Here is a 21,294-nt window from a genome sequence, read left to right as displayed (position 1 = left end):
CGATAAGCTAGGCGGCTCTCGTTGCTCGGATCGTGTGAAGCGCTTCCGGCTTGAGGTGGGTATAGCGTCGCAGCATCTTCCAATCCTTGTGACCGGTCACGAGCGCGACTTGTTCGATCGTAAATCCCGCTTCAAAAAGCCGGCTGGTGCCTTCGTGCCGCAGATCGTGGAAGTGCAGGTCCTCGATCTTGAGGTCTTCGCACTGACGACGAAACGCGGTGCCAACCGAGCGGCCGTTGTAGGGAAAGATGCGGCCTTCTCGAACGTTCGAGAAGCGCCCCTGCTCCTCGATGATCTTGCAAGCATCGTAACCCGACACGTCGAGCAGCGGGATGCGCTGATTGTTGCCGTCCTTCCTGCGAGGGTCCTTGCGGTCCCGAATAAGAAGCATCCGCGTTCTCGGATCGAAATCGCGCCATTCAACGCGGCAGATTTCTTCCTGACGCATCGCCGTTGCCACGGCGAAGCGCATGATCCTCCCGACGGGAATGACCTGCCGAGGGTTCTCGTCCAGCGCTGTGGCGATGCGATCGAGTTCGTCTTGCGTCGGCCGTCGATCGCGCTCGTTGCCTTTCCCGATCAAACCGAGCCGCTTCAATGCAATGCGCGCGAGATCCAGAGGCTCGGTCGAGATCGTCACACCATGGACCGCCGCAGCATGGGAAAGGACCGTCTTGATATATCCGAAGTCCATGCCAAGGGTGACCGGACCTGCGCCTTCCTTTGCACGGTCCCTGCCGAATTTAATGAGACGCTCGCGATCAAGCTCGGCAATTTTCAGATGGCCGAGCGTCTCGCCCAGGGAGATAAGACAAAAGTCCTTGGAGCGGCCGATCCTGATACCTACTTCTTCCATGTCCTGACGATGGAGCGCTACGAGATCGCGGAAGAGCTTCGCGTCACGAGACTTGCGCGTGATGGCGGGTTCCTGGCGGTCGATGCGGCGCTCCATGTCGAGCGCCCATTCCTCCGCATCCTTACGGCGCAGGAACGTCTCGTTGACGTACTGCCCCTTCCGACGGATCTGGGCTCTCCAGGAACCGGATTTTAGTTTAGTGAAGGTGGCCAATCCGTGTGCGCTCCGTGTGCACTGACGCGTCGGAAAAACGAAAATTGGGGCGCATCATGGCGTAAAATCGAGTGCACACGACGCGACCTAACGTTCTGAAGTTACGAAAATAATGTCGAAAAATCAAGAGTTTATATTTTCCGTGGCGCCTATGATGGAGTGGACGGACCGGCATTGCCGGGCGTTTCACCGGAAGCTGACGCGGCACGCGCTGCTCTACACCGAGATGGTGACCGCCCAGGCCGTGGTGCACGGCGACCGGGAGCGGCTCATCGGCTTTTCGCCCGCCGAACACCCGCTCGCCCTGCAGCTCGGCGGCAACGATCCGGTGTTGCTGGCGGAAGCCGCGCGGATCGGCGAGGCGTTCGGCTACGACGAGATCAACCTCAACGTCGGCTGCCCCTCCGACCGGGTGAAGGACGGCTTCTTCGGCGCCTGCCTGATGGCCGACCCGGAGATGGTGGCGCGCGGCGTCGCGGCCATGAAGGCGGCGGTGTCGATCCCGGTCACGGTGAAATGCCGCATCGGCATCGACGACCAGGACCCGGAAACGGGTCTCGACCGGTTCGCCGACGCGGTTGCCGCCGCCGGCACCGACGCGCTGTGGGTGCACGCCCGCAAGGCCTGGCTGCAGGGCCTGTCGCCCAAGGACAACCGCACCTTGCCGCCGCTGGACTACGACCGGGTCTACCGGCTGAAGGCGCGCCTCGGCGACCTGTTCGTCGGCCTCAACGGCGGCATCGCCACGCTCGACGAGGCGGAGGCGCATCTCGCCCGCGTCGACGGGGTGATGCTCGGCCGCGCCGCCTATCACACCCCTGCCCTTCTCGCCGCGGTCGACCGGCGGATCTACGGCGGCACCGCGCCCGATCCCGACCCGTACGAGGTCGCCGCCGGCCTGGTGCCGTACCTCGCCGACCTCGTCGCCGGCGGCGCCCGCCCGGCGACGCTGACCCGGCACATGCTCGGCCTGTTCCACGGGGCGCCGGGGGCGCGCGCCTGGCGGCGGGCGCTGGCCGAGGAGGCCTGCCGGGCCGGGGCCGGCGCTGAGGTGCTGGCCGACGCGCTGACGGCGCGGCGGCAGCTGACGGCCCGTCGCGACGCCGCCTAGAACATGTCCCGGTCAGATCGACGCGATCTGACCGAAAAGGAATTGCTCGAGGCATTGAATCTGGCGCCATTTCTTGGCGGTCGGGTGTGACCGCCTGACCGGGAAAAGGCATTGGAGCGTTTCCCGGTGACGGGGATGTCGGGTCTCCGTTCGAAACCGGGTCAAGACAGGCGGTTGGAGCCACTTCCATTCGATCAGGTGGAACCGCCCGATCGCAAAAGGCTCCGGCCCGCTCCGCGCAAACCGGCCCCGGTCCAAGCCAGGCCCCGCTCTGGGCCCGGTGCCATGAGCCATTTGCTTTTCCGGCCGGATCGAAGCGATCCGAGCTGGCGGACCGCCCGGATCCGGACGGGAAACCGGGGATCGCCAAGGCCGCGGCAACCGCAGGCCGTCCGCGCCCGTCGGCCGGCCCGTTGATCTGGAGCAAACCGCGCGGCGTATTTTGTTTCTAACGTCCGTTGCAGCATTCGGGACCGCGCGCTGAGCGCGACCCCGCAAGAAGGAGGGTTGCCGCATGGCGACCAGAAGCGCGAACCTCGGGAGGACGGCGATGATCCACGGCGAGCGGAGCGGGAAGGACCGGCCAGACGCGGCCGCGAACCCGGGCCGGCCGACGGTGCGCCCGATCACCTTCGCCGATGTCCGCGACGCCTTCGGCGCCGGCATGGCCGACTGGCGGGAGCATCCGCTCTCGGGCATGGCCTTCGGCCTCGTCTATGCGGTCGCCGGCGCGGTGATCCTCGCCGTGCTGCGCGCGACCGACAAGGACTACCTGATCGTGCCGGCGCTCAGCGCGTTCCTGCTCATCGGCCCCGGCGTCGCGCTCGGCCTCTACGAGATCAGCCGGCGGACCGAGACCGGCGAGGCGATCACCCTGCCCGCCGTGGTCGGCGCCGGATTCCGCCACGGCGGCGGCCAGATCGCCATCTTCGGATGCGTGCAGGTGATCATCTCGGTCTTCTGGATCGCCAGCGCCGACTTCCTGTTCGACGGCATGTTCGGCCACCCCGGCTGGTCGCTGGGCGAGCTCCTCGCCCGGGTCGCGACGACCGCCGAGGGCGCCCGCTACGCGGTGATCGGCACCGTCGTCGGCGCCGCGTTCGCCGGCGCAACCTTCCTCGTCGGCGTGGTGGGCGGGCCGATGCTGCTCGACCGCGACGTCGATGTGGTGACCGCCTGGACGACCAGCATCCGCGCCGTGCTGAAGAGCCCGGCGGCCTTTCTCGCCTACGGGGCGCTGGTGACGGTGATCGTGGCGGCCGGCATGGCGGCGTTCCTGGTCGGGCTGCTGGTGGCGCTGCCGGTGATCGGCTTCACCACCTGGCACCTCTACCGGCGCGCCGTCGACTGAAACCAGGTCCCGCACGGGGCGAAGTCCGGCTGGCCGAGGCCGTCCTGCAAGGCCGTCACATCTCGCCAGCGCCCGAGGGCGGGGACGCTCCGACGGCGCACGAACGGAACTCCGGTCGTCTGCTCCCGCAACGAACCGTCCCGAAACCGGATGCCGCTCGCGGGGTCGGTGCCCACGGCGTGGCTGTCAGTGGGCCGACGTGCCGCGGGCGCTCGCGTCGTTGGCCGCCCCCTCCAGCCGGAGCCGCTGTTCCATCGCCGCCGCGGTCATCGGCTTGCCGAACAGGAAGCCCTGGAACTGCCCGCAGCCGAGCTTGCGCAGGGTGGCGAATTCCTCTTCGCGCTCGACGCCCTCGCCCTGGATGGTCAGGCCGAGCTTCTGGCCGAGCACCACCATCAGCTCGCAGATCGCGTACTTCTCCACCGAGGTGTCGATGGCGGTGACGAAGGAGCGGTCGATCTTCAGCTTGTCGACGGGCATCTCGTGCAGCCGCTCCAGCGACGACGAGCCCCGGCCGAAGTCGTCGATGGCGATCTTGACGCCGAGGCCTTCCTTCAGGCGCTTCAGCAGCCGGTCGCCACGGTCGCCGGAATGCATGAGCGCCGTCTCGGTGACCTCGATCTCCAGGAACTCGCCCGGCAGGCCGGAATATTCCAGCGCCGAGCGGATGGTGGTCTCGGTGTCGTCGACGACCAGCTCGCGGGGCGACAGGTTGACCGAGACCAGGCCCGGCTGGAGCATCCGCGTCTGCCACAGCCGCATCTGGCGGCACGCCTCGAACAGCACGATCCGGTCGATCTCGAAGATCAGGCCGGTCTCTTCGGCGATCGGCACGAACTCGCCCGGCAGCACCAGCCCGCGGTCCGGGCTCTGCCAGCGCACCAGCGCCTCCATGCCGATGGTCCGGGTGCCGGTGATGTCGACGACGGGCTGGTAGTAGACGACGAATTCACGCCTGGCCAACGCCCCGCGGATCTTCGCCTGGACGTCGAGGCGCTGGGCGGAGGCCCGGGTGAAGGCGCCGTCGTAGAACTGGTAGCTGCCCTTTCCGCTGCGCTTGGCGTGATAGGCGGCCGCGTCCGCATGGCCGATCAGGTCCATCGCCTCCGAGCCGTCTTCGGGGAACTGGGCGATGCCGATCGACGTCTCGACGAAGATCTCGCGATCGCGGTCGATCTCGATGGGCCGTTCGAAGCAGGCCCGCACCCGCTCCGCCAGCGCGCTGGCCTGGAGCTTGGAACGCACCCCGGTCTGCAGGATCAGGAACTCGTCGCCGCCGAAGCGCGAGACGATGTCGGAATCGCGCAGCGCCGTGCGCAGCCGCTCGGCGACTCCGATCAGCAGCCGGTCGCCCATGTCGTGGCCGTAGGTGTCGTTGATGTACTTGAAGTCGTCGAGGTCGAGGAAATGCACCGCCACCCCGTGGCCGTCGCGGCCGGCGGCGGTGAGCGCGGTCTTCAGTTCGGCGACGAACTTGCGCCGGTTCGGCAGGCCGGTGAGCTCGTCGTTGTGGGCGAGCTCGACGAGCCGCTGCTCGGTCTGCTTGAGGCGGGTGATGTCGGTGAACACGCCCACGTAGTTGAGCACCTCGCCGGCCTCGCCGTACAGCACGTTGACCGAGCACAGCAGCGGAATGAGGCTGCCGTCCTTGCGGCGTCCCCAGGTCTCGCCCTTCCAGAAGCCGCTCTCGCGGACCGACCTGCGGATCTCGCCGATGAGGTCGGCGGTCACCTGCACGGGCGGAATGCGCCGCAGGTCCTGATCGGCGACCTCGGCCTGGGTGTAGCCGGTGATGCGCGCGAACGCGTCGTTGACGGTGATCACCTTGAGGCGCGCATCGAGCACGAAGACCCCGTCGCGGGTCGCCTCGAACACGGCGGCGAGCAGGCGGATGCGCTCCTGGCGCTGCTTGTCGTCGGTGACGTCGCGGCCGATCGACTGGATCTCGACGACGCGCCCGGCCGCGTCGAAGAGGGCGCGGTCCGTCCACTGGTGCAGCCGGAGACTGCCGTCCTTGCTGATCACCCGGTGTTCGAAGCCCTTCCAGGGAGCCGCCAGGGTGAAGCTGGTGTAGTGGTCGATCACCGCCTGCCGGTCGGCCTCGGGAACATGCTCGATGAAGCGGTAGCCCACCACCTCGTCGATGGCCACGCCGACCTGCCGGCAGTAGATCTCGTTGGCGAAGGTGATGGCGGTGTCCGGGGTGAACCGCACGATCATGTCGAGGTGCTGCTCGACGATGGAGCGATAGCGCGCCTCGCTGGAGCGCAGTTCCGCCTCCATCCGCTTGCGTTCGGTGATGTCGCGACCGATCGACTGGAACTCGATCAGCGTGCCCTCGTCGTCGAAGATCGCCCGATCGGTCCAGTACTGCCAGCGCACGTCGCCGTCCGGCAGCTCAATCTTGTACTCGAACGACCGCATCGGGTCGTCCGGCGTGACCAGGCTCAGGTGAGCCAGCGCGCGGGCGCGGTCGGCGGCCGGGATGAAGGCGATGAACGGCCGCCCGATGAGCTCGTCCATCCGGCAGCCGAAGGCTTGCGCGTAGGCGGGATTGACGTAGGTGAGCGTGGTGTCCGGCCGGAACCGGCAGATGAGGTCGACCTGGTCCTCGACGATCGACCGGTAGCGCGCCTCGCTCGCCTTGAGGTCGGCCTCGATCCGGAGACGGTCCGACACGTCGCTGATCACCACCGTGAAATAAGAGAGCTGGCCGTCCGCCCGGAACACCTCCGACAGCGTCACCTCCCCCCAGAAGGCGGCGCCGCCGGGCCGGCGGAAGCGGAGCCGGAACGGCGTCGGCGCGTCGCCTGCGAAGGCGGCCTCGAGCCGCTTGCGGAAGTGGCCGCCGCCATCCTCGAGGAACTCGCCGAGCGTCCGCCCGCGCACCGACGTGTCCGCTTCGACGAACATGCTGTCGAACGCCGCATTGGAATAGACGATCGGATGCGCGGCGGTTTCCGCGCACAGGATGGCGATGCCGGCGTCCGCCGCGTCCATGGCGACGGCCTGGACGCGGATCCGATCGACGAGCTGGCGGTGTTCGGTCGTCTCGCGGACGGCGCCGTGCCAGAGCAGGCTGCCGTCGCCGCGCCGCTCGGGCGTGGCATGGACCTCGACCCAGATCTCGCCCTTTTGCGGGTGGATCACCCGGTGCTCGTCGTTCCAGGTCCGCAGGCTCTCGCCGGCCTCCCTGGCGGTCCGCAGGATCCGGTCGCGGTCCCGGGGATCGATGCGATCGAGAAGGAGGGTGCCGTCGCGGCGCACCTCCTCGGGCGAGACGCCGAAGACGCCGCGGATGCCTTCGCTCGCATAGGAGAAATAGCCGGTGCCGTCGGGACGGACGACGCATTGGAAGATCACGCCGGGAAGGTTCGCGGCGATCTTCGACATGGTCGCCGCGTTCTCACGCATCTGCGCGTGCATGCGGTCGCGGGTCAGCCGCAGCGAGGTGGCTTCCAGCAGCGTCCGGTAGTTGTTGAGGCAGAGCAGGCCGAGCAGCGACACGTACAGGCACAGGATGCCCGCCAGCCCGTAGGCCGCGCCCGTTCCCCTGGCGATCAGCATGCCGACGAGCGGCCCGATCGCCAGCACGGCAAACGCCATCACCGACAGCGGGCTGGCCGAGCGCGAGGCCGCGTAGCCGCCTGCGAACCCGGCGAGGAAGAGCGGCACGAGAAAACCGGAGAGGCCCGTGCCCTGGTCCGGCCGGAACAGGACCAGCGCCGCGGCGCCCCACACGAGACCGCTCAGCGCCGCGCCGACGACGAACCGGGCATGCCAGTAGCCGGGCCTTTCGCCGCGACGGACCGACCGGCGAAAATGAAACACCAGCAGGATGTTGGCGCAGGCGACCGCGACCGAGGCCAGGAACAGGAGCGGGAACCACACGCCGGGAGACACTTCGCCGAGCGCGAAGCCCAGCACCAGCAGCGCAACCGGATGGAGCAGGACCTGGAACGGCGTCGAGCTACCCGCAACCAATTCGTTGAACGAACGGCGAATGGCGTGAGCCATCTCCTTCGTGTGCGGCCCGGCCGGCCGATCCGTTGAACCTAGGCGCTTCGTCATGGGTGCAGAAGTCTTTGCCGTTCGAAAGACAGGCGCGGCGGCGAAGATGCGCTGCCGCCCAGTCCGATTGAGCCTATCATCAAATTGTCAGACGGGACATCTCACGACTTCAACGCGCATCCCGTATCGAACGATCGCAGTCGGCCTCGCGGGCAGATCATTCAACTTTGCATTGCTGTCTCCGCCCCCAGTCTAGCTCCGATGGCGCGGCGCGATCGACCCTTCGAATCCACTGGGCCGTCAGCGGCCGTCCAGAATGTGGAGATAGGAGCCGCAGACCGTCCCCCGCACCGCTCCGGCCGCCGGCAGGCGCGCCCCGGCCGCGTCGGCGACCTCGTAGAGCGGCGATCCCGATGGCGGATGCGTCTGCGCGGAGTAGTGAAACTCGTGGCCGCGCAGGTCGGCGGGCCAGGGCAGCGGGCTGGCGTGGCGTGCGCTCCGGTAGCCCAGGCTGCGGCGGCGTTCGGCGAAGCTGGTGACGTGGTCGAGAAGCCCGGCCATCGCATGCTCCACGCCGTCGGCGTCGACGAGTCCGCGCCCCAGCACCATGAACCCGCCGCACTCGCCGTAGACGAGATGGCCGGCGGCCGCATGCGCGCGCAACCCCTGGTGGAAACGGCCCGCCGCCGCCAGCCGGCCGGCGTGCAGCTCCGGATATCCGCCCGGCAGGAAGACCGCGTCCGCCCCGGGGTCCGGCGCCTCGTCGGCCAGCGGCGAGAACGTCCGGATCTCGGCGCCCTGGGCCTGCCAGCCGGAGAGCAGGTGCGGATAGGCGAAGGCGAAGGCGGCGTCCCTGGCCACCGCAATGCGCTGGCCGAGGGGGGGAAGCGTCGGGTGCCGCGCGGCCTCGGGCGGAGCCGCCGCGGTCATCAGCAGCGCATCGAGATCGACGCCGGCCGCGACCGCACGTCCGGCGGCCTCGGCAAAGGCGGCGAGGTCGGGATGTTCGCCCGCCTGCACGAGACCGAGGTGGCGCGACGGCAGGACGAGCGCCGGATCCGTGCGGACACAGCCGAGGCACAGCTGGCCCGCCGCCTCCAGCGCGCCGCGCAGCATCGCCTCGTGGCGGTCGCTGGCGACCCGGGTCAGGATCACCCCGCAGACGTCGACGGTCGGGTCGAACGAGGTGAAGCCGTGCACCAGCGCCGCAACCGACGCCGACTGCCGGGACGCGTCGACGACCAGCACCACCGGCAGGTCGAGATGGCGCGCCAGATCGGCCGTCGAGCCGGGCCCGGCCACCGGGCCGTCGAACAGCCCCATCACGCCCTCGACGAGCAGCACGTCGGAACCGGCGGCCGCATCGGCGGCGATCGAGGTGACCAGGTCCGGCCGCATCGCCCACAGGTCGAGATTGGGGGCCGGCCGCACCGAGACCGCGTCGTGGAAGCGGGCGTCGATGTAGTCCGGGCCGGCCTTGGCCACGCCGACGCGCAGTCCGCGCGCCCTGAGCGCGGCGGCCAGCCCGAGCGTCGTGACGGTCTTGCCGGATCCCGACGACGGCGCCGCGATGACCAGCCCGACGGTTTCGGCCACGTCAGCCGACACGGCCGACCCCCATGCGCTCCACATAGCGGCCGACATCCTGGCGCAAGCTCACCGTGGGACCAACGACGACGATGGCCGGTGTGGTGAGCGTTCCCGACGCGGCGAGGGCACCGACCTCGCCGAGCGTGGAATCAACCACCTTCTGCTCCGGGAGCGTGGCATGGGAGACGATGGCGACGGGATCTGCGGGCGCGCGGCCGCCCTCCATCAGCCGGGCGGCGATGTCGGGCAGGTTCTTGACGGCCATATACATCACCAGCACCGGCGCCGCCGTGGCCACCGCCGACCAGTTGACCCCGGCCGGCACGGTGCCGGACGAATCGTGGCCGGTGAGGAACAGGACGCTGTGATTGGTGTCGCGATGGGTGACCGGAATCCCCGCATAGCCGACACCGCCGATGCCGGCGGTGATGCCGGGCACGATGCGAAACGGCACGCCTGCGGCCGCAAGGGTCTGGCATTCCTCTCCGCCCCGGCCGAACATGAACGGATCGCCGCCCTTGAGTCGCAGCACCCGCTTGCCCGAGCGGGCGAGATCGACCAGACGGGTGGAAATGTCATTCTGGTGAGCGGACGGCTTGCCGCCGCGTTTGCCGGCATATTCGAGAAGCGTCCCTTGCGGTACCCAGTCCAGGATCTCGGTTCCGACCAGTGCGTCGTAGATGACCGCATCCGCGCGCGTGAGCGCGTGATAGCCGAGCAGCGTCAGCAGGCCCGGCGCGCCCGGCCCGGCGCCGACCAGCCAGACGGTGCCCGGCTCGAAGTCGGGGAACGCCGTGCGGTCGAGCGCCGCGAAGGTCCGGTCGCCGCTGTCGCCGCTCATGCGGCACCTCCCGGCACGAGGCCCGTCGCGCCATGCTGACCGCACCGCCCGCCGACCTGCGCCGCACGCTGCGCCGCGGCTGGACCACCGGCGCATGTGCCACGGCGGCCACCAAGGCCGCCTACACCGCGCTGGTCACCGGCAGCTTTCCCGATCCCGTCGAGATCCTGCTGCCGAAGGGCGAACGCCCCGCCTTTGCGCTGGCCCTCGAAGACCATGGCGACCGCTGGGCATCGGCCGGCATCGTCAAGGACGCCGGCGACGACCCGGACGTCACCCACGGCGCCCTGATCATCGCGACCGTGCGCAGGGGCGTGCGCGGCACCGGCGTCATCTTCCGCGCCGGCAAGGGTGTCGGCACCGTCACCCGGCCGGGCCTGCCGATCCCGCCCGGCGAGCCGGCCATCAACCCGGTGCCGCGGGCGCTGATGCGCGCCGTCGTGACCGAGCTGGCGGACGCGCTGGGCGGGCCGCACGACGTGGAGATCGAAATCTCGGTGCCGACCGGCGAGAAGCTGGCGGCGAAGACCTGGAACCCGCGGCTCGGCATCGAGGGCGGCCTGTCGATCCTCGGGACCACCGGGATCGTCCATCCGTTCTCGTGCTCGGCGTGGATCCATTCCATCCACCGGGGCATCGACGTGGCGCGGGCAGCCGGCCTCACCCATGTGGCCGGCTCGACCGGCTCGACCTCGGAGGCGGCGGTGAAGGCCCATCACGGCCTCTCCGACATCGCGCTCCTCGACATGGGCGACTTCGTCGGCGGCATGCTGAAGTACCTGCGCAACCACCCGGTCGACCGGGTGACCATCGCCGGTGGGTTCGCCAAGCTGACCAAGCTCGCCCAGGGATTTCTCGATCTGCATTCCGGCCGCAGCCAGGTCGATTTCGAGTGGCTGTCGCAGACCGCACGAACCGCCGGTGCGGACGACGCCGTCTGCGCGGCGATCCTGGATGCCAACACCGCTGCCGAGGCGCTGTCGATCGCGGCGACGGCCGGCATCGACCTCGCCGGCCCGGTCGCCCGCGCCGCCCGGGCGCGCGCCGAACGCGTCGTTGAGGGCCACCCGGTCGCCGTCGACGTGCTGGTGGTCGACCGCAGCGGCCAGATCATCGCCCATGACGGATAGACCATGACCACCAGAATCCTGATCCTGGGCGGCACCACCGAGGCGCGCGACCTGGCCGACCGGCTGGCCGATGACGGCCGGCTGAGCGTGGTGACCGCGCTCGCCGGACGGACCGCCGAACCGGCCCCGCGCAAGGGCGAGATCCATCGCGGCGGCTTCGGCGGCGAGGCCGGCCTGGCCGGCTACCTGGCCAGCGAGGCGGTCGACCTGCTGGTCGATGCCACCCACCCGTTTGCGGCCCGCATCTCCGTCGCGGCCGAGCGCGCGGCCGCCGCCGCCGGACGTCCCCGTCTGCGCCTGGAACGGCCCGGCTGGACCGCCGAGGAGGGCGATCACTGGATCCATGTCGCGGATCTCGCCGAAGCGGCAGCGGTGCTTGCCCCCGGCGCCTGCGCCTTCGTCACCGTCGGCCGCCAGGAACTGTGCCCGTTTCTGCGCCGTCCCGACGTGACGATCGTGGCGCGCACCATCGAGCCTCCGGCGCATCCCCTGCCCGAGCGCATCCGCCTGGTGCGGGACCGTCCGCCCTACGGCCTCGAGCACGAACGCGCGGCGCTGGCCCGCTACCGCGCCGACGTGCTGGTGACCAAGAACTCGGGCGGAACAGCGACGGCGGCGAAGCTGGAGGCGGCGCGCGACCGGGCGATCCCGGTCGTCATGGTGGACCGGCCGGGCGGCCAGCCGCCGGCCGATGCCGCCGACGTCGACGGCTGCCTGGCGCTCATCCGCCGGCATCTTGCCGCTCCCTGACCGTCTCCTTCTTCTTCTTTTTCCCCGGCCGCAGGATGTGCTTGTGGTTGGGATCGTAGAGAGCGGAATCGGTGAAGTCCTCGGTGTCGAGCACCCGGCCGACCAGCACCAGCGCGGTGCGGGTGAGCTTGGCGGCGCGCACCTTCTCCGCGATGTCCGACAGCGTGCCGCGGAGGATCTCCTGGTCCGGCCAGGTGGCCCGGAAGATCACCACCACCGGGCAGTCGGCGCCGTAGTGGGGAACCAGCTCGCGCTCGACGTGGCGCAGGTTGCGCACCGACAGGTGGATCGCCAGCGTCGCGCCCGAGGCGCCCAGCGTCGCCAGGTCCTCGGCGTTGGGCATCGACGACGACTTCATCGCCGTGCGGGTGAGGATGACGGTCTGGGAGACGTCGGGCAGCGTCAGCTCCAGGCCGAGCTCGGCGGCGGCGGCGGCGAAGGCCGGCACGCCGGGGGTGATGTCGTAGGGAATGCCCGCCGCCTTCAGCCGGCGGATCTGCTCGCCGATGGCGCCGTAGATCGACGGATCGCCGGAATGGACGCGGGCGACGTCGTGGCCGGCCAAGTGGGCCGCCTCGATCTCCGCCATGATCTCGTCGAGGTTCATGGGTGCGGTGTCGATGACCCGGGCGCCCTCCGGGGCCTCGGCGACCACCTCGACCGGGACCAGCGAGCCGGCATAGAGGCAGACCGGGCAGGACTTGATGAGGGCGAGGCCGCGGACCGTGATGAGGTCGGGCGCGCCGGGGCCGGCGCCGATGAAATGGACCGTCATGCTGCCCCCCGCTTCGCCTCGTAGCCGCGCGGCGTGTAGACCCGCACGCTGCCGTCGCCCCGCTCCAGCGTCCTGGTCGCCGACGAGCCGACCAGCACCAGTGACATCATGTCGACGGTTGCCGGATCGAAGTCGGCGATGGTGGTGACCGCCAGCCGTTCGCGCGGCCGGCCGAGGTCGCCGGCCACCATCACCGGTGTATCGGCGGGGCGCGCCTCGGCGAGGATCGCCATGGCGCGCGGCAGCTGGTCGCGGCGGCGGAGCGAACGGGGATTGTAGAACGCGATGACGAAATCTCCTTCGGCGGCGGCGCGGATGCGGCGTTCGATCGCCTCCCACGGCGTCAAAAGGTCGGACAGGGAAATGCAGCAGAAGTCGTGGCCGATCGGCGCGCCGAGGCGGGCCGCAGCCGCCTGGACGGCGGAAATGCCGGGTGCGACGACCACCTCCACCCGGCGCTCGGCGTCGGTCGCGGCGGCATCGGCGAGGCACTCGAAGACCAGCGTCGCCATGGCGTAGATGCCCGCGTCGCCCGACGAGATCAGCGCCACGTCGCGCCCCGTGGCGGCCAGCGCCAGCGCGTGCCGGACGCGGGTGATCTCGGCGCCGAGATCGAACCGGTGCTCGGCCTGGCCGCGCGAGAGATCGGCGACGAGATCGAGATAGAGGCCGTAGCCGACCCAGTCGGTGGCGCGGGCGAGCAGCCGGGTCGCCTCGCCGCTGCGCCATTCCTCCTGGCCGGGACCGATGCCGACCACCGACAGGCGGCCGCGGGCGCGGCCGACGGCGGCCGGATTGATGGGGCGGGGCGCGATGGCCACCGCACACGTCGCCCGGGCGGACTTGGTCTTTTCCACCAGCAGCCGGCCCTCGGGTCCGGCGGCGGCGAGCGCCGCGCCCTCGCAGACCCCGGCGACGCCGACTTCGGCCAGCACCACGTCCGATGGGTTGGCGAGCCGCGGCTCGGCCGCGCGCAGCTCCTCGGCGGTGAGGAAGCGCGCCGGAACGTCCAGATGGGCGGCCAGGGCGTGGACCGCCGGCTCGTCGGCCTTGCGGTCGAGCGAGACCACACAGGCGATCGCCTCGTCGGCGAGATCGGCCTCTTCCAGCGCCTGGTCGACCAGCGCGATCAGGTCCTCCGGCGGACAGCCGCGATCGGTGCCGACGCCGAGCGCCAACGACCGGGGGCGGTAGACCAGCGCCGTCGTCTCCATGCCGTCGTCGTCATCGTCCAGCGGCCAGGCGCGCGCCACCGACGAGAGCAGCCGCACCTCGCCGAACTCCCAGCGCGGCAGGCGGGCGTCGTCGAGCCAGTCGAGCGCCGGATCGATGACCGCCGAGGCGCCGTCGAGAAGCGCCGCCATGGCCGCCTTGGCGTCCCACGGGTTGGACAGGCTCCAGCCCTCGGGCGGATCGTCGAGGGCGACGCCGAAGCGCAGATCGCCCGCGGTGGTGATGGCCGCGACGCCGCCGAGCGCGGCGGCGAGCTTGCGCGCCAGCTCGTTGGCGCCGTGATGGCCGCCGAGCACCGGCACGACCGCCGAGCCATCCTCCGACACGGCGACCACCGGCGGCTCGGACTGCTTGTTGGCAAGCGCCGGGGCCAGCAGCCGGACGATGACGCCGGTGGCGCAGATGCCGACGATCGGCCGCCCGGCCGCGAAGGCGGCGCGCATCTCGTCGCCGAAGCGGCCAGCGTTCGTCTCCTCCTGCCGCGCCGACTGGCCGGCCACGACCGTGCAGTCGCCGAGGATCTCGCGGACCCGCTCGGCGGTCTCGCGGCCGCGCTCGGTCAGCACGAAGAGGGCCGGCGTCATCGCCATTTTTCGTCTCCCCGGTAGACCAGGATGGTCGAGAAATAGGGCCGCGCGCCCTCGGGCAGCGCGTCCAGCCGCGTCACCGTCTGGTCCGGCGCCGTCGCGCGCTCGACCAGCACGGAAGAGGCTTCCAGCCCCTGCCCGCGCAGCACGCCGCGCACGGTGTCGATGTGGCGGCCGACCTTGACGATCGCCGCGGCGTCGCAGGTGGCCAGTTCCGAGGCCAGCCGTTCCGGCGGCAGCGGCGCCGGCAGCACCTTCAGGATCTCGTTGCGGGCGCAGAGCGGCCGGCCCGCCTCCGCCGCGCACGCCGTCAGCGAGGTGACGCCCGGCACCACCGTGGTCGGAAACCGCGCCGCCAGCCGCTCGAACAGGTACATGGCGCTGCCGTAGAACATCGGGTCGCCCTCGCAGAGCAGCGCCACCGTGTGCCCTGACGACAGCTCGGCCGAGATCCGCTCGGCGGCCTCGTCGTAGGCGGCCTGGCCCGGTTCGCGCGCCGTGCGCATGGGCATCAGGAAGCCGATCTCGCGGGTGCCGGGCGCGATGTGCGCCGCGGCGATCTGGCGGGCCCGCGCCGCGCCGCTCTCGGTGGTCGGATAGGCGACCACGTCGGCCGCCGCGATGATCCGCGCCGCCTTGAAGGTGAGGAGGTCCGGATCGCCGGGTCCGACGCCGACGACGTGGAGATGGCCGCCGCTCATGACTTCACCACCCGCCACTGCAGGACGCTCATGCGCGGCCGCAGCGCCCGGAACCGGCCGACGGCGTCCTGCTCGGCCACGTCGATCCGCACCAGCTCGCCGCCGTGGCGGCCCTGGCGGTCGATGAGCGCCGCGTCGCCCTCCAGCGTGACGGCGTTGGCGACCAGCCGGCCGCCGGGCGAAAGCCGCGCCCAGACGGTGTCGAACAACTCCGTATCGGACACCGCCCCGCCGAGGAAGACGGCATCCGGCGCCGGCTGCCCGTCGAGACTGTCGGGCATGTCACCGGCGGCGATTTCCAGGTCCGGGACGCCGAGGGCGCGCCGGTTGGCCTCGATCATCGCCAGCCGCTCCGGGGACTTTTCGAAGGCGATGGCGCGGGCATGGGGGGCGGCGCGCATCCACTCGATGGCGACCGAGCCGGAGCCGGCGCCGAGGTCCCACAGCAGCGCGCCCGGCGACGGCGCGAGCGCGGCCACGGTGACGGCGCGCACCTCGCGCTTGGTGAGCTGGCCGTCGTGGGCGAAGGCATCGTCGTCGAGCCCGGGAACGGCGGGGTGGGCCCGCGCGCCTTCGGAGGCGCGGACACGGATCGCCAGGGTGTTGAGATCGTCGAATCCGCCGCCGACGATGTCGGTGGGTTCGATGTCGGTGCGGCGCTCACGCTCCGTGCCCATCGCCTCCAGCACGATGATGTCGCTGTCGCCGAATCCCTGGGAGCGCAGCAGGCTGACGGCGGTGGCGATCGTGCCGGCATCGCTGGTGAGGGCCAGGATCCGGGTGCCCGGCTGGAGCGCCCGCGCCAGGGCATCGACCGAGCGGCCGTGCAGGGAGACGCAGGCGACCCCGTCGAGGGGCCAGCCGAGGCGCGCGGCGGCCAGCGAGAACGCCGACGGCGCCGGCAGCACGGCCATCTCGTCGGCGGGCACGTGGGATGCGAGCGTGGCGCCGATGCCGAAGTGCATGGGGTCGCCTGTGGCGAGCACCACGGTGGGCGTGCCCCGGCGGGCGTGGAGCGCGGCGAGCCCGTCGGAAAACGGCGTCGGCCAGGGGCGGCGGCGCTCGGCCGGCACACCGGCGGCCTCGAGATGGCGCTCGGCGCCGAACACCGCGTCGGCCGCATCAAGGGCCGCGCGGGCGCGGTCCGGCTCGGCGAGACGTCCGTCCGGGTGCATGCCGATGACGGTCAGCCAGACGCTCATGCGTCCCCTCCCCCGAGCAGCGCACCGTTGAGCGCACCGCCCGCCATGGCGCTGCCGCCGCGTCGGCCAAGCACGGTGACGAAGGGCACGTCGCCGGCGTGATCGACCAGTGCGTCCTTCGATTCGGCCGCGCCGACGAAGCCGACGGGGAAGCCGAGGATCGCGGCCGGCCGCGCGCCGTCGTCGAGCATCAGTTCCATGAGCGCGAACAGGGCCGTCGGCGCGTTGCCGACGACCACGACGGCGCCATCGAGCTCGGCGCGCAGCAGCACGAGGCCGGCGGCGGAGCGCGTCGTGCCGAGACGTTCGGCGTGGGCCGTGACGTCCGGGTCGTCGAGGCCGCAGACGACCCGCGCACCGGCCGGCAGCGCAGCGGAATGGATGGCGTTGGCGGTCATCCGGCTGTCGACCACCACCGGCCGGCCAGCCGTGACAGCGGCGCGCACGGCGGCGCCGACATCGCCGCCAAAGCGGAGGTCGCCGACGATGTCCGGCATGCCGCAGCTGTGGACGATGCGGGCAGCGACCGGCTGGTCGCCCGGCGCCAGCGCGCCGAGATTACAGGCCTCGGCCACCAGCTCGAACGAGCGCCGGTAGATCGCCGCGGGATCGCGGAGATAGTCGAAGCGCACCCTGTCGCCCGCGCCGGTCACGTGTCCGAGCCGGTCCCGCGGCGCGACAGCACGCTCACCGGCCCGAGCGGGTGATCGGCGTGGGGATAGGGATGGTGGGCGTGGTCGTGGCCGTGGTCGTGCCCATGAGAGTGTCCGTGATCATGGGCGTGCGCATGGCCATGATCATGGGAATGACCATGGTCGTGATGATGATCGTGCGCGTGGGTGTGGCCGTCGCCATGATCGTGGGAATGGTCGTGCGCGTGATCGTGATGTCCGTGCCCGTGGTCGTGGCCCGCCCCCACCAGGCGGCATTCGCCGGTGCAGAAGGTGCCGCAGAGCGCGCAGTCGGCCACCGACGAGCCCGGCGCAGAGGCCCCCATGCCCTCGACGTGGTGGTGGTGGCTCTCCTGGGGCAGGCCGACTTCGCCCTCGAAGCCCAGCACCGCCTCGCGGTACTTGCAGAGCGCGCAGTTCATCAGGTTCTGGCCCTGCAGGATCTCGCGCACGCGCTCGGCCAGCGTGTCGACCACCAGCGGATGGTCGTTGAGATAGGGCGCCTTCACCCATTCGATCTCGGGATGGCGGGCGGCGACGGCATCGGTGAAGCCGTAGATCCGGTCGATCAGGATGCCGGTGAACAGGAAGTACGGGAACACGATCACCCGCTTGAAGCCGAGCCGGGCGACGTGCTCCAGGCACGGCTCGACCAGCGGGAAGGTGACGCCGGAATAGCCGGTCTCGGCCCAGCCGAAGCCGAAGCCTTCCCAGAGCAGGCGGGCGATCTTGGAGACGTTGGAGTTGGCGTCCGGGTCGGAGGCGCCGCGCCCGATGACCACCAGGCAGGTCTCGTGGGCCGGCCGGGGACCGTGGGTGCGGTCGGCTTCTTCCAGGGCCGCGCGGATGCGGTCGCCGGCCGCCCGGATCATCTTGGTGTCGATGCCGAGCTCGCGGCCGTAGTCGATGCGGATGCCGTTGGCCGCGGCGTAGGTGTTGAGCACCGAGGGGATGTCGTTCTTGGCGTGGCCGGCGGCAAACAGCATGCCCGGCACGGCCAGGATGCGCTGGGCGCCCTTCTCGCGCAGCCGGTCGAGGCCGTCGCGGACCACCGGGTTGGCGAACTCCAGGTAGCCGTATTCCACCGGCCAGTCGGGAAAGCGGGTGGCGAGCGCGGTGGCCACGGTCGCGAACTCGGCCACCGCCGGCTGCGAGCGGGAGCCGTGACCGCAGATCATAACGCCGAGCGCTTGCGCGTCGGTGCCGGTCATGGAGTGAGCCTTTCCAATGCTGGAGCCCCAACGGCCGGCGACATCGCCAGGCCAGTAAAACCGGCTCCAGTTTCAACCACGTGAGCATGTCCCGGCGGGCCCGAACGGCACCAACCGGTGACGGGATGCATCAGGCCGGATCGGCGGGCGACACCCGATTGAAACGGGAGCCCGCCGAAACGCCGAGCCGGTCGTCAGCCGAAGAGCACGACGAGGCCGAGCGCGGCGATGGCGCCGCCGCCCATCTGGCGTGCCACGACGCCGGTGCGACCGGCGAGGAAGCCGGTCGACAAGCCGAGGCCGAGACCGACCGCGTGGAGGATCGCGGTCGCCGCAACGAAGCCGGCGCCGTATTCGAGCGCGGCGACGGAGGCCGGCATCTCGGTGCCGTGGGCATGGCCGTGGAAGAAGGCGAACACGGCGACGAGGGCGGCCGCGGCGACGCCGGTGAGGTTGGCGCCGAAGACGATGGCGAGGCCGAGCACCACCACCGAGCCCTTGATGCCGAGCTCGACGAGCGGCAGCGGGGCGCCGGAGACGCCGGCGATGCCGCCCACGATCATCACCGCCACGAAGGTCGCCGGCAGCGCCCACATACAGCGGCCACCCAGCGACGCACCCAGAAGGCCGACCGCGATCATCGCCAGCATGTGGTCAAGGCCACCGATCGGGTGGGAGAACCCGGCGGCGAAGCCCGACACGGAGCCCGCCCCGGTGTGGGCCAGCGCCGGCACGGCTGCGGTGGCGAAAAGGGTGACGAGAGCGAGCAGTGCACGAATGGCCATCAAAGCCTCCTTCCAATCGAATGCGCGCAACGATCCGATCAAGGAGGAGACAGCCCCACGCAAGGCGGGACCGGCACACTCGGCATCGGCAGCCACGGCCTTGGCCCCCGGAATGGGTCGGCCGCACCGCAATCGCTTTCAGTTCCTTGGGGAACGCTGCATGTTCTGTGGGCGTCAGCCTAACGGCAGCGAAGGACGGCCACAAGGGCGGCGGGCGATGCGGCCACAGCGGATTCCGACATCCGGCCGCCCTCGCATCGCGTATGATGGCGGATACATTCTCACGAAGTCATTTGACATCGAGTCCGAGACGACCTGACATGAATGCACCCAGTACCAGCTCGGACTTTTCGGACGCCGTCACCATGCAGCGACCGTTTACAGAAGACCGATCGAGCAGAAGCGTCCATCGCGACATGCGCTTTTACCGGCTACTCTCGAAGGTCCGCTGGCTGACCTATCCCGGCAAGATCCTGGTCGTGACCTTTCTCGGAATTCACGTTCCGTTGATCACGGTGGTGGTCGTCAGCCTGATGTATTCCCTGGCCGACCTCAACACCGTGCTGACGGTGCTCGGGATCCTGCTGGCCGCCACGCTCGTCGGCACCGGCCTGACGCTCTTCGTCATCTCGGACCTCCTGAAACCGATCCTGGAGACCTCGCGCGCCCTGCGCGACTATCGCGTCTCGCAACGGATGCCCGTGCTTCCGACCGGCTTCGCCGACGAGGTGGGCATCCTGATGCGCGACACGCAGGACACCATCCGGGACCTCGACGGACTGCTGATGCGGCTGACCTTTTCCGACGCGGAATCGGGCCTGCCGAACCGCTACCGGATCCGGCAACTGTTCCAAGAGCAGATCGCCGCCGGCGAACGGATCGCCATCGTCGCGCTGCGCGTGGTGAACCGCCCCGAAATCGAAGCCTTCTTCGACCTCGACACCGGTGCCGCCATGTTGGCCCAGTTCACCGAGCGGCTGACCCGGGAACCGGCGATCCTGTCCGTCGGCCGGGCTGCGCCGGGCCTGTTCAAGTTCTCGATCCGCTGGAAGGGGCATTCGGAAACCGCCCACGAACTGAAAGGCATTTCGGAGCGTCTGAGCGCGCCGGTCTCCGACGGCCGAAACGCGTTCTATCCGCGCCTGTTCATGGGCGTTGCCCGGCTCTCGGCCGAGCTCGTCGACGCCGACGCCCTGATGGCCGCAGCGATATCCGCCATGAGCGTGGTGGAGCCGTCGTCAGACTCCAACATCTACTTCTATTCCGTCGAAACGGAAAAGATGGCACGCCAACGCTTCCACATGGACCAGGAGCTCCGGGAGGCGATCGGCACCGACCAGTTCCAGCTGCACTATCAACCGATCATCGATTTCGCCAACAAGAAGGTCGTCAGCGCCGAGGCGCTGCTGCGATGGTACCACCCCGAGCGCGGGCTGATCCCGCCGAGCGACTTCATTCCCCTCGCCGAGGCCGCCGGAATCATCGTGCCGCTTGGAGCGTGGATCCTGAAGACCGCCTGCCGGCAGGCGGCCGCCTGGTCCGACGAGTTGATCAACGTGCCCCGCATCGCCATCAACATCTCGGCGCGGCAGTTTCGCGATCCCAACCTGCTCGCGACGATCGACGAGGCGGTGGCCGCCGCGGGGATCACCCACGACCGGCTGAAGCTGGAAATCACCGAATCGGTGCTGCTCACCGACATCCGCATCGCCAAGCGGACCATCGGCGAGCTGCAAGGCCGCGGCATCACCGTCAGCCTCGACGACTTCGGCGCCGAATACTCCAACCTCCGCTACGTCGCGAACTTCAACTTCGACGAGATGAAGGTCGACATGATGTTCGTGCGCAACGTCGACCTCGACGACCGGCTGAAGGCGATCTGCACGTCCATCGTCACGCTGTCGAACGGGCTCGGGATTCCGATCGTCGCGGAAGGCGTCGAACGTCCCGAGGAGATCGCGCTGCTGCACAGCCTCGGCTGCCAGATGTTCCAGGGCTACTTCCTGTCGCGGCCGGTTCCTGCCGACGAATTCCCAGCCGCCGTTCGGCGCATCCTGACGGACCTGGCCGATCCGGCGTTCACCACCGGGCGGTCTTCCCCGCCGTCAGAACCGGAAGCTTGCCTGTGCGGAGAAGGTGTGGGCGGTGAGGTTGTCGCGGATTTCGGCCTGGTAGGACGCGCCGAGGGAGAAGCGGTCTGAGGCGACGGCGGTGAGGCCGAGGCGGCCGAGGAAGGCGTCGGCGCCGACCTCGGCACCGTCGCTGTCGAACGCCGC

At 70.1% G+C, this 21,294-nt stretch carries 16 protein-coding genes; 5 read left to right on the top strand and 11 right to left on the bottom strand.

What is annotated here, in order from left to right:
• Nucleotides 1-7 precede the first annotated feature (7 nt).
• On the bottom strand, nt 8-1,069 hold the full coding sequence (locus tag ACSSVZ_RS06615; protein WP_394036800.1) for a site-specific integrase: 1,062 nt from the start codon (nt 1,067-1,069) through the stop codon (nt 8-10).
• 112 nt (nt 1,070-1,181) lie between these two features.
• On the opposite strand from ACSSVZ_RS06615, the gene dusA reads away from it, so the two are divergent.
• Together dusA and ACSSVZ_RS06605 are read left to right on the top strand one after the other, a co-directional pair.
• Complete coding sequence (gene dusA / locus ACSSVZ_RS06610) at nt 1,182-2,180, top strand: tRNA dihydrouridine(20/20a) synthase DusA (protein ID WP_453969006.1); 999 nt, start codon at nt 1,182-1,184, stop codon at nt 2,178-2,180.
• A 514-nt stretch (nt 2,181-2,694) separates the two neighbouring features.
• On the top strand, nt 2,695-3,531 hold the full coding sequence (locus ACSSVZ_RS06605; RefSeq protein ID WP_453969005.1) for a DUF2189 domain-containing protein: 837 nt from the start codon (nt 2,695-2,697) through the stop codon (nt 3,529-3,531).
• A 186-nt stretch (nt 3,532-3,717) separates the two neighbouring features.
• Here ACSSVZ_RS06605 and ACSSVZ_RS06600 read toward each other — a convergent pair whose 3' ends face one another.
• From ACSSVZ_RS06600 to cobA, 3 genes are all read right to left on the bottom strand, one after another.
• On the bottom strand, nt 3,718-7,548 hold the full coding sequence (locus ACSSVZ_RS06600) for a PAS domain S-box protein (RefSeq protein WP_453969004.1): 3,831 nt from the start codon (nt 7,546-7,548) through the stop codon (nt 3,718-3,720).
• Nucleotides 7,549-7,842: 294 nt separating this feature from the next.
• Nucleotides 7,843-9,150 carry a cobyrinate a,c-diamide synthase gene (locus ACSSVZ_RS06595; RefSeq protein WP_453969003.1) on the bottom strand — a complete coding sequence of 436 codons (1,308 nt, stop codon included), beginning with the start codon at nt 9,148-9,150 and terminating at the stop codon, nt 7,843-7,845.
• Nucleotides 9,140-9,973, bottom strand: a complete 834-nt coding sequence (gene cobA / locus ACSSVZ_RS06590; RefSeq protein ID WP_453969002.1) for a uroporphyrinogen-III C-methyltransferase — start codon at nt 9,971-9,973, stop codon at nt 9,140-9,142. The genes ACSSVZ_RS06595 and cobA overlap by 11 nt, the downstream gene beginning before the upstream one ends.
• A gap of 32 nt (nt 9,974-10,005) precedes the next feature.
• Here cobA and ACSSVZ_RS06585 point away from each other — a divergent pair, with 32 nt between their 5' ends.
• Together ACSSVZ_RS06585 and ACSSVZ_RS06580 are read left to right on the top strand one after the other, a co-directional pair.
• Nucleotides 10,006-11,103: a cobalt-precorrin-5B (C(1))-methyltransferase gene (locus ACSSVZ_RS06585; protein ID WP_453969001.1), complete on the top strand. Its 1,098-nt coding sequence runs from the start codon at nt 10,006-10,008 to the stop codon at nt 11,101-11,103.
• 3 nt (nt 11,104-11,106) lie between these two features.
• Nucleotides 11,107-11,853 (top strand): cobalt-precorrin-6A reductase, encoded by a 747-nt coding sequence (locus ACSSVZ_RS06580; protein ID WP_453969000.1) that lies wholly within the window; start codon nt 11,107-11,109, stop codon nt 11,851-11,853.
• Here the strand turns inward: ACSSVZ_RS06580 and cobM are convergent.
• The 7 genes from cobM to ACSSVZ_RS06545 all read right to left on the bottom strand — a co-directional run bounded on the left by cobM (nt 11,825) and on the right by ACSSVZ_RS06545 (nt 19,018).
• Nucleotides 11,825-12,628: a precorrin-4 C(11)-methyltransferase gene (gene cobM / locus ACSSVZ_RS06575; protein WP_453968999.1), complete on the bottom strand. Its 804-nt coding sequence runs from the start codon at nt 12,626-12,628 to the stop codon at nt 11,825-11,827. The two genes, ACSSVZ_RS06580 and cobM, sit on opposite strands and share 29 nt — an antisense overlap.
• Nucleotides 12,625-14,451: a precorrin-3B C(17)-methyltransferase gene (gene cobJ, locus ACSSVZ_RS06570; protein ID WP_453968998.1), complete on the bottom strand. Its 1,827-nt coding sequence runs from the start codon at nt 14,449-14,451 to the stop codon at nt 12,625-12,627. Before cobJ ends, cobM begins: the two co-directional genes overlap by 4 nt.
• A complete protein-coding gene (cobI, locus tag ACSSVZ_RS06565; protein WP_453968997.1) occupies nt 14,442-15,149 on the bottom strand; it encodes a precorrin-2 C(20)-methyltransferase in 708 nt (235 codons plus the stop codon). The genes cobJ and cobI overlap by 10 nt, the downstream gene beginning before the upstream one ends.
• Complete coding sequence (cbiE, locus tag ACSSVZ_RS06560; RefSeq protein WP_453968996.1) at nt 15,146-16,351, bottom strand: precorrin-6y C5,15-methyltransferase (decarboxylating) subunit CbiE; 1,206 nt, start codon at nt 16,349-16,351, stop codon at nt 15,146-15,148. Before cbiE ends, cobI begins: the two co-directional genes overlap by 4 nt.
• The gene (locus tag ACSSVZ_RS06555) at nt 16,348-17,004 is read right to left on the bottom strand and encodes a precorrin-8X methylmutase (RefSeq protein ID WP_453968995.1); all 657 of its coding nucleotides are present in this window, start codon (nt 17,002-17,004) and stop codon (nt 16,348-16,350) included. Before ACSSVZ_RS06555 ends, cbiE begins: the two co-directional genes overlap by 4 nt.
• Entirely contained in the window at nt 17,001-18,233 is a 1,233-nt protein-coding gene (locus ACSSVZ_RS06550; protein ID WP_453968994.1) for a sirohydrochlorin chelatase, read from the bottom strand. The genes ACSSVZ_RS06555 and ACSSVZ_RS06550 overlap by 4 nt, the downstream gene beginning before the upstream one ends.
• 194 nt (nt 18,234-18,427) lie before the next feature.
• Nucleotides 18,428-19,018 carry a HupE/UreJ family protein gene (locus ACSSVZ_RS06545; RefSeq protein WP_453968993.1) on the bottom strand — a complete coding sequence of 197 codons (591 nt, stop codon included), beginning with the start codon at nt 19,016-19,018 and terminating at the stop codon, nt 18,428-18,430.
• Between the two features lie 416 nt (nt 19,019-19,434).
• On the opposite strand from ACSSVZ_RS06545, the gene ACSSVZ_RS06540 reads away from it, so the two are divergent.
• The gene (locus ACSSVZ_RS06540) at nt 19,435-21,219 is read left to right on the top strand and encodes a putative bifunctional diguanylate cyclase/phosphodiesterase (protein WP_453968992.1); all 1,785 of its coding nucleotides are present in this window, start codon (nt 19,435-19,437) and stop codon (nt 21,217-21,219) included.
• The last annotated feature ends 75 nt before the right edge of the window (nt 21,220-21,294 follow it).

This window comes from Amorphus sp. MBR-141, from assembly GCF_053628695.1.
This window is presented reverse-complemented; position numbering and strand designations above follow the sequence as displayed.

Bases quoted from the DNA above. Each gene is read 5' to 3' on its own strand.
- dusA (WP_453969006.1), top strand. From the start codon at position 1,182: ATGTCGAAAAATCAAGAGTTTATATTTTCCGTGGCGCCTATGATGGAG.
- ACSSVZ_RS06605 (WP_453969005.1), top strand. From the start codon at position 2,695: ATGGCGACCAGAAGCGCGAACCTCGGGAGGACGGCGATGATCCACGGC.
- ACSSVZ_RS06600 (WP_453969004.1), bottom strand. From the start codon at position 7,548: ATGGCTCACGCCATTCGCCGTTCGTTCAACGAATTGGTTGCGGGTAGC.
- cobA (WP_453969002.1), bottom strand. From the start codon at position 9,973: ATGAGCGGCGACAGCGGCGACCGGACCTTCGCGGCGCTCGACCGCACG.
- ACSSVZ_RS06585 (WP_453969001.1), top strand. From the start codon at position 10,006: ATGCTGACCGCACCGCCCGCCGACCTGCGCCGCACGCTGCGCCGCGGC.
- ACSSVZ_RS06580 (WP_453969000.1), top strand. From the start codon at position 11,107: ATGACCACCAGAATCCTGATCCTGGGCGGCACCACCGAGGCGCGCGAC.
- cobM (WP_453968999.1), bottom strand. From the start codon at position 12,628: ATGACGGTCCATTTCATCGGCGCCGGCCCCGGCGCGCCCGACCTCATC.
- cobJ (WP_453968998.1), bottom strand. From the start codon at position 14,451: ATGGCGATGACGCCGGCCCTCTTCGTGCTGACCGAGCGCGGCCGCGAG.
- cobI (WP_453968997.1), bottom strand. From the start codon at position 15,149: ATGAGCGGCGGCCATCTCCACGTCGTCGGCGTCGGACCCGGCGATCCG.
- cbiE (WP_453968996.1), bottom strand. From the start codon at position 16,351: ATGAGCGTCTGGCTGACCGTCATCGGCATGCACCCGGACGGACGTCTC.
- ACSSVZ_RS06550 (WP_453968994.1), bottom strand. From the start codon at position 18,233: ATGACCGGCACCGACGCGCAAGCGCTCGGCGTTATGATCTGCGGTCAC.
- ACSSVZ_RS06545 (WP_453968993.1), bottom strand. From the start codon at position 19,018: ATGGCCATTCGTGCACTGCTCGCTCTCGTCACCCTTTTCGCCACCGCA.
- ACSSVZ_RS06540 (WP_453968992.1), top strand. From the start codon at position 19,435: ATGCGCTTTTACCGGCTACTCTCGAAGGTCCGCTGGCTGACCTATCCC.